We start from the raw sequence: 15,301 nt of genomic DNA, 5'->3' as shown, positions 1-15,301 counted from the left end.
CAACGGATCCGGCGCAGCGCCGCACCCCTCGGTGCTGTTGCGGCGCTGCGCCGTTGGGGGAGGTGGTCATTCGGCCTTGGGGATCAGGGTGTTCTGCCTGGCCGCGGTCCACCAGCGGCCGTCCTCTTTGACCAGCACATAGAGCGCGATCATCGCGTGGTCGATATCGATCAGCTCGCCGTCGGGCGTGGTCGCCCGCGCCACCTTGTGGGCGAGCGCCACGTCGGGGCGCAGGAAGGTGATGTCGGTGATCTCGTAGCGGACGTACTGGTCCTTCAGGAAACCGGCCAGCCCACGACGATTCGCTTCGAGCAGCGCGTCGCGTCCCGTCATCAGTGCCCCCACCGCATTGACGACCGTGGCGTTCGCGGTGAAGTCGGCGGTCATCAATTCGGCGTCGTTGGTGTTGTACGCGGTCTCGACATTGCCGATGATCTGCTCGATGGCCGCGATATCGGTGGTGTGGTCGACGCTGGTATCGCTGACCAGGGGCGGCTGAAAGGTCTCCGTGCTCATGGGAATCAGCCTCCAACCTCAACAATGGTTCATGTCAAGGCTTGCCGCGCGCACGGTTTCAGCGCACGCCGCGGGTGCGGAACTGGATGCTGATCCGCGGCCCGGTCGGCTTCCGCGTTTTCGGCACGGCGTGCTCCCAGGTGCGCTGGCAGGAGCCGCCCATCACCAGCAGATCGCCGTGCCCCACCTGATATCGAATGCTCTCGCCGCCCCCGCGCGGGCGCAGCAGCAGTGCCCGCGGCGCACCGATCGATACGATCGCGACCATGGTGTCCTGGGTCGCGCCGCGGCCGAAGTTGTCGCCGTGCCAGGCGACGCTGTCCTGTCCGTCGCGGTAATAACACAGCCCCGCCGTGCGGAACGGCTCGCCGAGTTCGCGCCGATAGTGCTCGCTCAACGCCTGTCGAGCGTCGGCCAGCGCCGGATCGGGCAGCGGCTCGTGCTCCTCGTAGAACTTGAGCAACCGCGGCACATCCACCACGCGGTCGTACATCGGCCGCCGTTCGGCCTTCCACGGCACATCGTCGACCAGCCGGTCGAACAGCGCGTCGGCGCCCGACAGCCACCCGGGCAGCACGTCCACCCAGGCGCCGTGGTCCAGCACCGTGCGCCGCGCGGCGCGAAGCGACCCGAATTCGGTGTCACCGAACCCGTCGAGCAGCGATCCCTGCAGCGGTGTCGACATGCCAGCGAATCTACCCCGAATCGAACATATGTGCTAGCTCCATTCGGATGTCTTGCATCGAGCCGTCGGCAGGCTGCGGAACCAACACCCCGAAGAGTGAGGCCACTCGGAATCAAACGTGGCGCTCGTCACATTTCTCCGTTTTCTGCCGATTGTCGGATATGAATATCTCGATCGATCAACATCAACTCTTCGATTCGGCTGGGGGACAAGGCGTTCCGTGGGGATCGGGGGCGGGAGAGATATCAATATGTTCCGTAAGACTGTCATGCGTGCAGGCCGTCAGGTCCTCGCCGTAGTTTTGCCCTTCGCGGTGGTGGCGACACTCGCCAACGCGGGTACGGCGTCCGCGACGGATTACACCGCGCAGCAGACACGCTGGGCCGACAGCCTGTCGGCGTCGGGTAACGAGCAGGGCGTCGAATTCAAGACCACCACGGCCGCTGACCTGAAGTCCATCTCCACCGTGCTGAACAGTGGCAAGTTCACCTTGACCGCGGATTCGTCGGTGGTGAACGTGGAGTCCGCCACTGGTGCGAAGGTCACCGAGTTTCCGATGTCGATGAAGACGGCTGCGGGCAATGCGATTTCGCTGGCGCCGCAGATTTCCCCGGACGGGAAGACGCTGGTCGTCACCCCGTTGATCACCCCGGAGGTCGACGCTGAGCTGAAGAACGTCGCCGCCACCGGTGATCTGAAGCCCATCGCGACCAACCCGGACGCGCGGAATCACGACCCGGTTGCCAACGGCCTCGCGGCCGGTGCGCTCACCGGCCTCGGCATCGCCGCAATCCTGTGCATTCCCGCCGTGCTTGCCTTCATCATCGGCTACTTCGCCTGCATCGTGGCCAGCGGGATCAGCTACGTCGTGTTCGCCGCGGTGATCGGTGCGATCCTGGGTGCGGTTGCCCCAGATGTGATTCCGCAGGTCCTGCCCTGATCGGCGATTCGCAGTGGTCGTTGCCTGAGCCTTCGAGCCGCTAGAGCTGGTGTCGAACTTCTAGATCGGGCAATTACTACGTCGCACGAGCCGAATGGTCGGCAACGAGTTACCCGTACGTGATTCCCAGTGAATGGCCAGGTCGCCGATACGGCGACCTGGCCATTCACTGTTGTCGCATTCCGCACCGTTCCGGATACCTCGAACGGATCACACTGCGAAGAATTCTGATGCACCAGACGGACGTGGTGGTCGTGATCTTCGGGCGCAGCCGCCCGCCATTCGCTTAACTGGCGGGGCAAGCTGTCACGAAGGGGAGAAGACGATGAGCGAGGCGAGACCGGAAGCGCCGATGGCGGGGGTCGCGATGACGGCGATAGGAGTCGCGGTCATCCGGGTGCGGGAATCGGATCGGCCGGACCGGCTGTACAACGATCCGCTGGCGCGGGATTTCGTCGCGGCCGCGCGCCGCGGTTTCGCCGCGACCGAGGACGGCGCGCAGCGGTGGACACAGCTGGAAGCCTTGGCCGACACGTTCTTCGAGGGTCGCACGGTTACTGTCCGGCTGATCGACGATCAAGTGACCGAGGCGGTGGCGCAGGGTTGCCGGCAGGTCGTGGTGCTCGGCGCCGGATTGGATACGCGGGCATTCCGATTGGGGTTGCCTGCCGACATTCGTTTCTTCGAGATCGATCTGCCGGAGCTGTTCGCGTTCAAGGAGCCGGTCCTGGCGGGTGCCGTACCGACCTGCGATCGCCGGGTGGTTGCCGCCGACCTGCGGGGCGACTGGGCAGCAGCGCTGCGCACGAACGGTTTTCAGCCCGACGTCCCGACGCACTGGGTCGACGAAGGGGTGCTCGGATACCTGTCCCGCGCGCATGCCCTGCGGCTCGCCGAAACATTGACCGAACTCTCCGCTCCGGCAAGCCGTTTCGACGTCCTCCGCTTCGCGGTCGACGAAAACCCCGCCCAGTACAGCGAACTGCGCCGGTTGGTCCGCGCCGGGCACGAGGGCGAAGACCGGCTCGCGGGCTTGGGTCCCGACGCCGAGAAATGGCTCGCGGACCGCGGCTGGCACACCACCTTCCGCAGCTGGGCCGAGCTCGTCGCACCGCTCGACCGTCCGGTGGACAACCCCGGCGTCGGCTTGATCATCGCCGTGCGCGCATGATCCAGCGTGGCCCCGCTCACACAGCTGCGCGTTGGAAGGCCTTGTCCAGCAACCGCTCCGGTCGATTGACCAGCGCGCAGTAAGCAGCAATACAGGGCGTGCTGCTGCCGGTGGTCCGCGTGGGAACCCACGGCGGTTGGGCGTTCGGCATCGAGGAAGTTCTTCATCTTTTCGAGGGCACACGCGAGGAGGTGCTGCGCCGTGTGTCCGGTGGCACCCGCGCGGTACCGGTGGGCTATTGGTACGACGGCACGACCTCGGTGTCCCTTTTCGACAACGGCGAACTGGTGACGAGGTACGACACCCGACTGCCCGTCCCGCACGGCGCCAGGTGCTCGCTGGCCGGTTCTATCAGCGCGATCGTCCGATCCCGGGTGCGGTCAGGTGGTGGTGAAAGAAAGCCATCGATCCGGCCGGATGACGTCGACACACACACGGACTCGATGCTATTCGTCGACGCATATGGTCGGCGTATCGAAATTTTTATACGCCCCGGCAACACGGTGCGCCTTTGACTCGACGCATGGAACGAGCCAGGCCGCACACCTCAGCGGTGTGAATGCGGGCGAGGGTTGCCTCGTTGCGGGTCCGGCATGACCAACACCCTGCGCACGTCGCCAGCGTTGCCGCGAAGGAGTCGCCGGTGCGACGTTGCCCATGGGCCTGGATCTGGTCGCATGGTGAGTGCTTCGACTCGATGCCGTACAGCGGCAACATATTCGGAAAAGTCAGCGGCCCGGCGTGGCACGCTGGACGTGAAGGGATTGGAACATGTCGATGGGGTGGGTACAGCCAATCGTGCGCGACGGTAAGCAGATACGTCCGTTCGGGATGCTGGGGGTATGGGCGATCACTTTTGTCGCGGGGGCCGTGATCATGATGTTCGTCAGTGCGATCGTCGACTGGGTGCTGCTGGCGGACTTCGAAAGAAGCTGGAGACAGCCGGGCGGGCCACGCACGGAGTGGCAGTCCTACACCTGGGCCGGAATCATCTCGGCCATCCTGCAACTCGGCGCAGGAGTCACCGTCATCACCTGGTTGTGGCGGGCGCGCCGCAATGCCGAAACGATGTGCGCCGCCCGCCATCGGCGTTCGATCGGCTGGGTGATCGGCGGCTGGTTCTGTCCGGTGGTCAATATTTGGTTCCCGCACACGATCATGTCCGATGTGTGGCGCACGAGCGACCCGCGTACACCGCCGGACGCGCTGGATCTGCGCGGCCGTCGCGCCGGCGGATGGGTAACCGCGTGGTGGTTGTTCTTGCTGATCGGGTGGGCACTCGGGTTCGTCACGTTGGTGTTGGGCCTCCCTGCAACGCGGGTGGAAACAACCGGTGATTACGTCATATACGGGTTCGCGCCGGTGGGTGGATTCGGGCTGATAGCAGTGGAATTCATCCGGGCAGGTGTGCTCGCGGTCGCGGCATTCTGCCTCGGAGCAGTGATCAGCCAAGTGCAACGTTGGCAGCACGCTCGGGCGGCTCAGCAACCGAATGCTCTGGGGGAAAGACCACAACCACCGCCGATTTCGCTGCCGACCGGGGCCTCAGCCGAGGCATCCGTGGCCGACCCGGCCACGCCGTCCGGCCCGCGCACGCTGCCGTTGCGGGCTTCCGATCCGTCAACGATCGGTCCGTACGCGCTGATCGGCAGACTCGGTTCTGACGCACGCGGCGATACCTATCTAGGTAGTGCCCCCAGAACCGGCAATGTCGTCATCCAGACGGTGCACGTGGACCGCGGAACCAATATCAGCGAACGCACCGAGCTTGCACGTGTTTTCGCGGCCGCACGAACCGTGCACAGCGACTTCACGCCGGCGGTCCTGGACGCGGACCCGGAAGCTCCGCAGCCGTGGATAGCGACCGAATACATCACCGGCCCGTCGCTGCGCGAGCTGGCGACCGAACACGGGCCGCTGCCGCTACCGGCCGTCGAGGACGTTGCTATCGGTATCACGCATGCCTTGATCGCCACCCACGGCGCGGGTCTGACGCACGGCGCCATCACCCCTGAGTCGGTGATCATCGCCGGAACCGGCCCCCGGGTCATCGATTTCGGTCTTTCCACGCCGCATTCCGCACCGTCGGCGTTCACGTCGCCGGAACAACTCGCCGGCGAGCCGGGCGGGCCTGCCTCCGATGTGTTCTCCACCGGCGCTGTGCTTTCCTACGCACTGATCGGGCGTCCCCCATTCGGCGACACCGACGCTGCGACACTCCTACATCGCGTGACTACCCAGCAACCGGACCTCACCGGCATACCCGAAACCAGACTCCGCTTTGTTATCACGGGCTGCCTCGCCAGACATCCTGATGCCCGGCTCACGACTGCACAGATACTCCGACAGCTCGAAGCCACATCGATATTCGAACAAGCAACCGCCCCATCGTTCCAAGCGCCTGTCGCACTGCCCACCGACGTTTCGGGTGTCCTACCGAACTCGCTCCGCCCACGCTCGGTCCCCATTTCGCTGGGCCGCAGAACCGTGCTCACCAAGGGGCTGATCGGGCTCGGCGCCGGCGCTCTCGTCGGCGGCGGCTACGCCGCGGTAAAGCTCTTGGCGGCCGAAGACGAAACTCCCAAGGCCCAGCCCGAACCACGACCTGGCCAAATCCTTTGGCAATCCAAGATCCGTCCCCACACCAATAGCGCCGGTTCGCCACCCATAGTCGCCGACGGACGCGTCTACATGTGCGGTCAGGACAACCGGCTGCACGCGCTCGACGCAGCGACCGGCGCTGTGCGGTGGAGCGCCGAGATCGGCAGCAAGCTCAGCGGCCGCCATTCGCAGGTCCTTGCTCTCGCGGATCGCACCATTGTCGTCGACGGCGAGCGCTCATTGATCGGATTCGACGCGACCACCGGAGCGCGGCGATGGGCGACCGGAGCCGCCGATGGCACCTACAGTCTGTGCGCCACAAACGATCCGCCATATGTCTATGCGGAAGGGCCGCTGCCCGGCTTCAAAGTCGTTGCGCTCGATGCCGAGAGCGGTACCCCACGCTGGACGACTCCGACTGACAGCGGCACCCCCGGCTCCATGTACTTCACTGCGGGGAACGGTGTTATCGCAGCAGTCCAAGGCGATTCGCTCTTCGTCCTGGATGCCGTCAGTGGCGCGATACGGTGGCGGGCCACCGTGGGTGATCGGAGCGATTACGACCCCCTCGCCCGGCCATCCATCGCCGCCGACACCGTGGTTGTCTCGAAGTTGCAGCAGCCGCAGATCCAGGTCTTCGATCTCGCCTCCGGCGAACCGCTGTGGACTCTCGGCGGCCGCAGCGAATTCGGTGCCGACCCCGGGCAATACGCCGTCCCGGAGGGGAACGCGATCGTCCTCGGCGGTGCACCGGAAGAATATGGCGGTGGCGGAGCGCCGAGCACATTGCTGGAATCCCTCGACCGCAGAACCGGCACGAAGCGATGGTCGAATAGCAGTGGCAAAGGGCACTTGGGGGCACCTTTCGCGGCAGACGGAACCGTATTCGCGGTGTGGAAATCCCAAGTCCACGCATTCGACGCGGCCACCGGCACACTCCGATGGGAATGCCACATCGGTGCCGCCCTGGACGGTACCGCCCTCGACGAAACCCGATGGGAACGCGACCCCGCCGCAGCACGCAGTTCGGTCGCGGTCGCGGACAAGAGGGCCTATGGGTACGGCGGGCACGGCGTGTACGCGATCCAGGTATGACGCGACATCGCTCCGTTGTGGCCGCTGCGGGCCAGTTTGCCGCTCCGGCGGATCTGCTCCCTGTCCAGAGGACATCGATGCGGCGAAGCGTCACGCTCACCGCATCGACGTCCGCGCATGATCGTTCGTGGCCCCGCTCACAGCCCGGCCGTGTCTCCGCTCACACCGCGCTACACCTGGTGAAAGCCGGGTTTGGACCGCTGTTACGCTGCTTGCCGTAAGACATCCTTTAACGGACCGTCCGGTGAGGCGGGGAAGGAGGTCGGCATGGCCGTGCCCGAACGGGCCGCCAAGTCCGGCGCTGCCGAGTCATCGCAGCGACACACCCCCGAGGGGGTGGAGGCGGGGCGGGAGCTGTTGTCGGCTTCCGATGTGAGCCGGACCATCGCGCGCATCGCGCATCAGATCATCGAAAAGACCGCGCTGGACGCGGGTGAGCAAGGCGCGCCACGCGTCGTGCTCATCGGCATCCCCACCCGGGGCACCTCGCTGGCCGCGCGGCTCACCGACAAGATCGAGGAATTCTCCGGCGTCCGCCCGGCCCTCGGCTCGCTCGACATCACCCTCTACCGCGACGATCTGCGCACCCGGCCGCACCGGCCGCTGGAGCGCACCTCGGTCCCGGAGGGCGGCATCGAAGACGCGCTGGTCGTGCTGATCGACGACGTGCTCTTCTCCGGCCGCACCGTGCGCTCCGCCCTGGACGGGCTGCGCGACCTCGGCCGCCCGCGCGCCGTGCAACTCGCGGTGCTCATCGACCGCGGCCACCGCGAACTCCCCATCCGGGCCGACTACGTGGGCAAGAACGTGCCCACCTCGCGCTCCGAAGACATCTCGGTCCTGCTCACCGAACACGACGGCCGCGACGGCGTTTATCTGCGCCAGGAGGCGGAAGCGTGAGCGAGCGTAGCGAGCGAACCATCAACACAGCGGCCCCGTGCCGAACGACGGAACCGAGCGTCAGCGAGGTGCAGTCGTGAGGCATCTTCTTACGGTCGGCGATTTGGATCGCGCCACCGCGACGGAGTACCTGGACGAGGCCGAACGTTTCGAGCAGGCGCTGCTCGGCCGCGAGGTGCACAAGCTGCCGACCCTGCGTGGGCGCACCGTGATGACGGTGTTCTACGAGAACTCCACCCGCACCCGGGTGTCGTTCGAGGTCGCGGGCAAGTGGATGAGCGCCGACGTGATCAACGTCAGCGCCAGCAGCTCCTCGGTCTCCAAGGGCGAATCGCTGCGCGACACCGCGCTGACCCTGCACGCCGCGGGCGCAGACGCGCTGATCGTGCGGCACCCGGCTTCCGGTGCGGCACACCAGATCGCGCGCTGGATGGACGCCTGGGCGGTGCAGTCCGGTCGCACCGCCGGCCCGGCCATCATCAACGCGGGCGACGGCACGCACGAGCACCCCACCCAGGCGCTGCTCGACGCGCTGACCCTGCGCCAGCGGCTCGGCGATATCGAGGGCAAGCGGGTCGTCATCGTCGGCGACATCCTGCACAGCCGGGTGGCCCGCTCGAACGTTTTCCTGCTGGCCACCCTCGGTGCGGAGGTGGTGCTGGTCGCCCCGCGCACTCTGCTGCCGGTCGGCGTGGACGCCTGGCCCGCCAGGATCGCGCACTCGCTGGACGCCGAATTGCCCGGCGCCGACGCGGTTCTCATGCTGCGCGTGCAGGCGGAGCGGATGAACGGCGGCTTCTTCCCGTCGGCCCGCGAATACTCGATCAATTACGGACTGTCCGAGCGCAGGCTCGCGCTGCTGGACGAGCACGCGACGGTCCTGCATCCCGGCCCGATGCTGCGCGGCATGGAAATCGCGTCGCCGGTGGCCGATTCGGCGCAGGCCGCGATCTTGCAACAGGTGACGAACGGAGTACACATGCGCATGGCCGTCCTGTTCCGGCTGCTGGTCGGTACGCAGGAGGCGGTGGCATGAGCGAGCTGTTGATCAAGGGCGCCTTGGTTTATGGCGAGGGCGAGCCGGTCGACGTGCTGGTCGCCGACGGTGTGATCCGGGAGATCGGTACCGATCTCGCCGCGGGCGACGACGTGGAAGTCATCGACGCCGCCGGACAGATCCTGCTGCCCGGCTTCGTCGATCTGCACACGCACCTGCGCGAGCCCGGCCGCGAGGACACCGAGACCATCGAATCCGGTTCCGCCGCAGCCGCGTTGGGCGGTTACACGGCGGTGTTCGCGATGGCCAACACCAACCCGGTAGCCGACTCGGTGGTCGTCACCGACCATGTGTGGCGGCGCGGGCAAGAGGTCGGCCTGGTCGACGTGTACCCGGTGGGCGCGGTCACCGTCGGCCTCGAAGGCAAACAACTCGCCGAGATGGGCACCATGGCAGCCGGTGTCGGCGCGGTGCGGATGTTCTCCGACGACGGCCACTGCGTCTACGACCCGCTGCTCATGCGCCGCGCACTGGAGTACGCGAACACCCTCGGCGTGCTGATCGCCCAACATGCTGAGGAGCCGCGGCTCACCGTCGGCGCGATCGCGCACGAGGGCCCCACCGCAGCCCGGCTCGGGCTGGCCGGTTGGCCGCGCGCCGCCGAGGAGTCGATCGTGGCGCGCGACGCGCTGCTGGCCCGCGATGCCGGTGCGCGCGTGCACATCTGCCATGCCTCCACCGCGGGCACCGTCGAGCTGGTGAAGTGGGCCAAGGCGCAAGGCATCTCGATCACCGCCGAGGTCACCCCGCACCACCTGCTGCTCGACGACTCGCGGCTGGAGACCTACGACGCGGTCAACAAGGTCAACCCGCCGCTGCGCGAGGCGTCCGACGCCGCCGCGCTGCGCCAGGCGCTGGCCGACGGCGTCATCGACTGTGTCGCCACCGACCACGCCCCGCACGCCGAGCAGGACAAGTGCTGCGAGTTCGCCGCCGCCCGCCCCGGCATGCTCGGCCTGGAGACCGCGCTGTCGATCATCGTGCAGACCATGGTGCAGCCCGGCCTGCTGGACTGGCGCGGCGTCGCCAGGGTGATGAGCGAGCAGCCCGCCGCGATCGTCGGGCTCGACGAGCACGGCAGGCCGATCGAGGTCGGTGAGCCGGCGAATCTGACGCTGGTCGACCCCGAGGCCAGCTGGACGGTGCGCGCCAAGGAGCTCGCCAGCATCTCGAACAACACACCGTTCGAGGACATGACGTTCCCGGCTCGAGTGACAACGACGTTGCTCAGGGGCCGGGTGACCGCCCGCGAGGGCAAGGCGGTGGGTAACCCCGCGGTGCGAGCGACGGGCCCGGAGGCGGTAGCGAAGCGTGACCACGCAGGGCACCGGGAGCGCCGCCGATCGGATACAGGAGGTCCGTAAGTGGAGAGAACACTATGGGTAATCGGGCTTGCCGCGCTGTTCGCCCTGTGCATCTGGCTGATGTATCGGGGCTGGCAGAACCGGGCCGCGCGCCAGGTGAGCAGCATCGGCGAACTGCCCGCCGTGCCCGCCGATCTCGGCGCCCAGCTGCTCGAGCCGACCACCGGCCTGTATCTCGGCAGCACCATGGCGCCCAGCTGGCAGGACCGGATCGCGGTGGGCGACTTGGGTTTCCGGGCCACGGCGGAACTCACCCGGTTCGAACGAGGAATTCTGCTCGAGCGCGACGGCGCGACGGTGATCTGGATCCCCCAGGAATCCATCACCGCGGTGCGCACCGAGCGCGGGCATGCGGGCAAAGTGATGACAGAAGATGGTGTGCTGGTAGTTCGCTGGAAGCTGCCCACCGGAACCGAGATAGATACCGGTTTCCGCGGTGACGACAAGTCGGTGTACCCGGCTTGGACGCGTGGCCTGCAGGCGGACCAGACCAGCACGACGACGGGAGACGACGAGGGATGACGACAACACAAGACGCTGCTCTGGTGCTGGAGGACGGCCGGGTATTCCGCGGCTCGGCCTACGGCGCCGTGGGCGAGACGCTCGGTGAGGCGGTGTTCTGCACCGCGATGACCGGGTACCAGGAGACCCTCACCGACCCCAGCTACCACCGTCAGATCGTGGTCGCCGCGGCACCGCAGATCGGCAACACCGGCTGGAACGACGAGGACGACGAGTCCGGCAAGATCTGGGTGGCTGGCTACGTGGTCCGCGACCCCGCGCGCCGCGCCTCCAACTGGCGCGCCACCAGCACGCTGCCCGAGGCGATGCAACGCCAGGACATCGTCGGCATCGCGGGCATCGACACCCGCGCCCTGGTGCGGCACCTGCGCACCCGCGGCTCGATGAAGGCGGGCATCTTCTCCGGCGCCGCCCTCGCCGACACCGACGAGCTGCTCGGCCGGGTCACCGGCCAGCCGTCCATGCTCGGCGCCGACCTGGCCGAGGAGGTGAGCACCGACTCGGTGTACACCATCGAGCCGACCGGGGATCCCCGATTCACCGTGGTCGCAGTCGATCTCGGCATCAAGACCAACACCCCGCGGATGTTCGCCGAGCGCGGCATGCGGGTGCACGTGGTGCCGTCGAACGCCTCGATCGAGCAGATCCTCGACTTGAAGCCGAACGGGGTCTTCCTCTCCAACGGCCCCGGCGACCCGGCCACCCAGGACGGCGCGGTCGCGCTGACCAGGAGCGTGCTGGAGCGCGGCGTGCCGCTGTTCGGCATCTGCTTCGGCAACCAGATCCTCGGCCGCGCGCTCGGCCGCGACACCTACAAGATGAAGTTCGGCCACCGCGGCATCAACATCCCGGTGATCGAGCACGGGACCGGTCGCATCGCGATCACCGCGCAGAACCACGGCTTCGCCCTGGAAGGCGAGCAGGGTGAACAGTTCGACACCCCATTCGGCCGCGCCGAGGTCAGCCACGTCTGCGCCAACGACGGCACCGTCGAGGGCGTGCGCCTGATCGACGGCCGCGCGTTCTCGGTGCAGTACCACCCGGAGGCCGCCGCCGGACCCCACGACGCTGCTTATCTCTTCGACCGCTTCGCCGGTCTCATGGAAGGGGCCTGATGCCACGCCGCACCGATCTGAAGCACATCCTGGTGATCGGCTCCGGGCCGATCGTCATCGGCCAGGCCTGCGAGTTCGACTACTCCGGCACCCAGGCGTGCCGGGTGCTGCGGGCCGAGGGCCTGCGGGTTTCACTGGTGAACTCCAACCCGGCGACCATCATGACCGACCCCGAGTTCGCCGACGCCACCTACGTGGAGCCGATCACGGCCGAGTTCGTCGAGAAGGTCATCGCCAAGGAACGCCCCGACGCCATCCTGGCCACCCTCGGCGGTCAGACCGCGCTGAACACCGCGGTCGCGCTGCACGAGAACGGCGTGCTGGAGAAGTACAACGTCGAGATGATCGGCGCCGACTTCGACGCCATCCAGCGCGGTGAGGACCGGCAGAAGTTCAAGGACATCGTCGCCAAGGTCGGCGGCGAAAGTGCCCGCTCCCGTGTCTGTTACACGATGGACGAGGTGCGCGAGACGGTCGCCGAGCTGGGATTCCCTGTGGTGGTGCGGCCTTCGTTCACCATGGGTGGCCTGGGCTCCGGAATGGCCTACAACGACGAGGATCTCGATCGCATCGCCGGTGGCGGCCTGGCCGCCTCGCCGACCGCGAACGTGCTCATCGAGGAATCCATCCTGGGCTGGAAGGAGTTCGAGCTCGAGCTGATGCGCGACAGCCGCGACAACGTCGTGGTGGTCTGCTCCATCGAGAACGTCGACCCGATGGGCGTGCACACCGGCGACTCGATGACCGTGGCCCCGGCCATGACGCTCACCGACCGCGAATACCAGAAGATGCGTGACCTCGGCATCGCGATCCTGCGCGAGGTCGGCGTGGACACCGGCGGCTGCAACATCCAGTTCGCGGTGGACCCGGCCGACGGCCGCCTCATCGTCATCGAGATGAACCCGCGCGTCTCGCGCTCGTCCGCATTGGCTTCCAAGGCAACGGGATTCCCGATCGCCAAGATCGCCGCCAAGCTGGCCATCGGCTACACCCTCGACGAGATCGTCAACGACATCACCAAGGAAACCCCGGCCTGCTTCGAGCCGACGCTGGACTACGTGGTCGTCAAGGCGCCGCGGTTCGCGTTCGAGAAGTTCCCCGGCGCCGACCCGACGCTGACCACCACCATGAAGTCGGTCGGCGAGGCAATGTCGCTGGGCCGCAACTTCGCCGAGGCGCTCGGCAAGGTGCTGCGCTCGCTGGAGACCAAGGCCGCGGGCTTCTGGACCCAGGAAGACGGCAAATGGACTGACGTAGAAGCGATCCTGGAAGACCTGCGTACCCCGATCGAGGGCCGCATCTACCAGGTCGAGCGGGCGCTGCGACTCGGTGCGAGCATCGAAGACGTCGCTGCCGCTTCGGGTGTCGACCCGTGGTTCGTCGCCGAGGTGGCCGGCCTGGTCGAGCTGCGCCAGGAGATCATGGACGCGCCGGTGCTCGACGAGACCTTGCTGCGCCGGTCCAAGCACTACGGCCTGTCCGACGGTCAGATCGCCGCGCTGCGCCCGGAGTTGGCGGGGGAGACCGGCGTTCGGTCGCTGCGGCACCGGCTCGGGGTCCGTCCGGTGTTCAAAACGGTCGACACCTGCGCCGCCGAGTTCGAGGCCAAGACGCCGTACCACTACTCGACCTACGAGCTCGATCCCGCCGCGGAATCCGAGGTGGCGCCGCAGCGCGAGCGCGACAAGGTGATCATCCTCGGCTCCGGACCGAACCGGATCGGCCAGGGCATCGAGTTCGACTACTCGTGTGTGCACGCGGCGCAGACGCTGTCGCAGGCCGGGTACGAGACGGTGATGGTCAACTGCAACCCGGAGACCGTGTCCACCGACTACGACACCGCCGACCGGCTCTACTTCGAGCCGCTCACCTTCGAGGACGTGCTCGAGGTGTACCACGCGGAATCCGAGTCCGGGCACGTCACGGGCGTGATCGTGCAGCTGGGCGGGCAGACGCCGCTCGGCCTCGCGCAGCGGCTCACCGACGCGGGCGTGCCGGTGGTCGGCACCAGCGCCGCCGCCATCGACCTGGCCGAGGACCGCGGCGAGTTCGGCGACGTGCTGGTCGCGGCCGGACTGCCCGCGCCGAAGTACGGCACCGCCACCACCTTCGCGCAGGCCAAGAAGATCGCCGCGAGCATCGGCTACCCGGTGCTGGTTCGCCCGTCCTACGTGCTCGGCGGGCGCGGCATGGAGATCGTCTACGACGAGAACTCCTTGGAGGGCTACATCTCTCGGGCCACCGAGCTCAGCCCCGAGCACCCGGTGCTGGTCGACCGGTTCCTGGAAGACGCCATCGAGATCGACGTCGACGCACTGTGCGACGGCGAAGAGGTCTACCTCGGCGGCGTGATGGAACACATCGAAGAGGCGGGCATCCACTCCGGCGACTCCGCCTGCGCGCTGCCCCCGATCACCCTGGGCCGCAGCGACATCGAGGCGGTGCGCCGCTCGACGGTCGCGCTGGCCAAGGGCATCGGCGTCAAGGGCCTGCTGAACGTGCAGTACGCACTCAAGGACGACGTGCTCTACGTGCTCGAGGCGAATCCCCGGGCCAGCCGCACGGTTCCGTTCGTATCCAAGGCCACCGCGGTGCCGCTGGCGAAGGCGGCCGCGCGGATCGCGCTGGGCGCCACCATCGCCGAGCTGCGCAAGGAAGGCATGCTGCCTGGCGAGGGCGACGGCGGGCACGTTCCGCTCGACGCACCGGTGGCGGTGAAGGAGGCCGTGCTGCCGTTCCACCGGTTCCGCAAGGCCGATGGCACCGGCGTGGATTCGCTGCTCTCCCCGGAGATGAAGTCCACCGGCGAGGTGATGGGCATCGACGCCGACTTCGGCACCGCCTTCGCCAAGAGCCAGACCGCTGCCTACGGTTCGCTGCCCACCGAGGGCACCGTGTTCGTCTCGATCGCCAACCGGGACAAGCGCGCCATGGTGTTCCCGGTCAAGCGCCTCAACGACCTCGGATTCCGCATCCTGGCCACCGAGGGAACGGCGGAGATGTTGCGCCGCAACGGTATTCCGTGCGAGCGGGTGCGCAAGCACTCGGACCCGGAAACCGTGGGCGCCGACACCGACGCGCCCCAGCCGACCATCGTCGAGATGATCAGGGACGGCGAGATCGACATGGTGTTCAACACTCCGTACGGCAACTCCGGACCGCGCGTGGACGGCTACGAAATCCGCAGCGCCGCGGTCGGTGTGAACATCCCGTGCATCACCACGGTGCAGGGCGCGGCCGCCGCGGTGCAGGGCATCGAGGCGAGCATCAACGGCGGGATCGGGGTGCGTTCGCTGCAGGAACTGCATTCGGTGCTGCGTGGCTGAGCCCAGCTC

At 67.3% G+C, this 15,301-nt stretch carries 12 protein-coding genes; 10 read left to right on the top strand and 2 right to left on the bottom strand.

Features of this window, described 5'->3' with window-relative positions:
* Positions 1-66 precede the first annotated feature (66 nt).
* Positions 67-516, bottom strand: a complete 450-nt coding sequence (locus DBO33_RS29275; RefSeq protein ID WP_107657950.1) for an SgcJ/EcaC family oxidoreductase — start codon at positions 514-516, stop codon at positions 67-69.
* Positions 517-574: 58 nt separating this feature from the next.
* Positions 575-1,201 (bottom strand): alpha-ketoglutarate-dependent dioxygenase AlkB, encoded by a 627-nt coding sequence (locus DBO33_RS29270; protein WP_107657949.1) that lies wholly within the window; start codon positions 1,199-1,201, stop codon positions 575-577.
* 250 nt (positions 1,202-1,451) lie between these two features.
* Here DBO33_RS29270 and DBO33_RS29265 point away from each other — a divergent pair, with 250 nt between their 5' ends.
* The 10 genes from DBO33_RS29265 (at position 1,452) to carB (ending at position 15,292) form a co-directional block, all read left to right on the top strand.
* Positions 1,452-2,141, top strand: a complete 690-nt coding sequence (locus DBO33_RS29265; RefSeq protein WP_107657948.1) for a hypothetical protein — start codon at positions 1,452-1,454, stop codon at positions 2,139-2,141.
* A gap of 325 nt (positions 2,142-2,466) precedes the next feature.
* Positions 2,467-3,312 (top strand): SAM-dependent methyltransferase, encoded by an 846-nt coding sequence (locus DBO33_RS29260; protein ID WP_234391102.1) that lies wholly within the window; start codon positions 2,467-2,469, stop codon positions 3,310-3,312.
* Positions 3,313-3,410: 98 nt separating this feature from the next.
* Positions 3,411-3,827: a hypothetical protein gene (locus tag DBO33_RS29255; protein WP_107657947.1), complete on the top strand. Its 417-nt coding sequence runs from the start codon at positions 3,411-3,413 to the stop codon at positions 3,825-3,827.
* Positions 3,828-4,089: 262 nt separating this feature from the next.
* Positions 4,090-7,008 carry an outer membrane protein assembly factor BamB family protein gene (locus DBO33_RS29250; RefSeq protein WP_159080590.1) on the top strand — a complete coding sequence of 973 codons (2,919 nt, stop codon included), beginning with the start codon at positions 4,090-4,092 and terminating at the stop codon, positions 7,006-7,008.
* Between the two features lie 267 nt (positions 7,009-7,275).
* Entirely contained in the window at positions 7,276-7,908 is a 633-nt protein-coding gene (gene pyrR / locus DBO33_RS29245; protein WP_107657945.1) for a bifunctional pyr operon transcriptional regulator/uracil phosphoribosyltransferase PyrR, read from the top strand.
* Between the two features lie 76 nt (positions 7,909-7,984).
* Positions 7,985-8,944: an aspartate carbamoyltransferase catalytic subunit gene (locus DBO33_RS29240; protein WP_107657944.1), complete on the top strand. Its 960-nt coding sequence runs from the start codon at positions 7,985-7,987 to the stop codon at positions 8,942-8,944.
* Positions 8,941-10,329 carry a dihydroorotase gene (locus tag DBO33_RS29235; protein WP_234391101.1) on the top strand — a complete coding sequence of 463 codons (1,389 nt, stop codon included), beginning with the start codon at positions 8,941-8,943 and terminating at the stop codon, positions 10,327-10,329. Before DBO33_RS29240 ends, DBO33_RS29235 begins: the two co-directional genes overlap by 4 nt.
* On the top strand, positions 10,330-10,851 hold the full coding sequence (locus DBO33_RS29230) for a PH-like domain-containing protein (protein WP_107657943.1): 522 nt from the start codon (positions 10,330-10,332) through the stop codon (positions 10,849-10,851).
* The gene (gene carA / locus DBO33_RS29225; protein WP_107657942.1) at positions 10,848-11,966 is read left to right on the top strand and encodes a glutamine-hydrolyzing carbamoyl-phosphate synthase small subunit; all 1,119 of its coding nucleotides are present in this window, start codon (positions 10,848-10,850) and stop codon (positions 11,964-11,966) included. Before DBO33_RS29230 ends, carA begins: the two co-directional genes overlap by 4 nt.
* Positions 11,966-15,292 carry a carbamoyl-phosphate synthase large subunit gene (gene carB, locus DBO33_RS29220; RefSeq protein WP_107657941.1) on the top strand — a complete coding sequence of 1,109 codons (3,327 nt, stop codon included), beginning with the start codon at positions 11,966-11,968 and terminating at the stop codon, positions 15,290-15,292. The genes carA and carB overlap by 1 nt, the downstream gene beginning before the upstream one ends.
* Positions 15,293-15,301: the final 9 nt, after the last annotated feature.

This window comes from Nocardia suismassiliense (genome assembly GCF_900269665.1).
In the GTDB taxonomy this organism is placed as follows: Bacteria; Actinomycetota; Actinomycetes; order Mycobacteriales; family Mycobacteriaceae; genus Nocardia; species Nocardia suismassiliense.
Note: the sequence above shows the minus strand (reverse complement) of the source record. Positions and strands in the feature narration are given on the sequence as shown.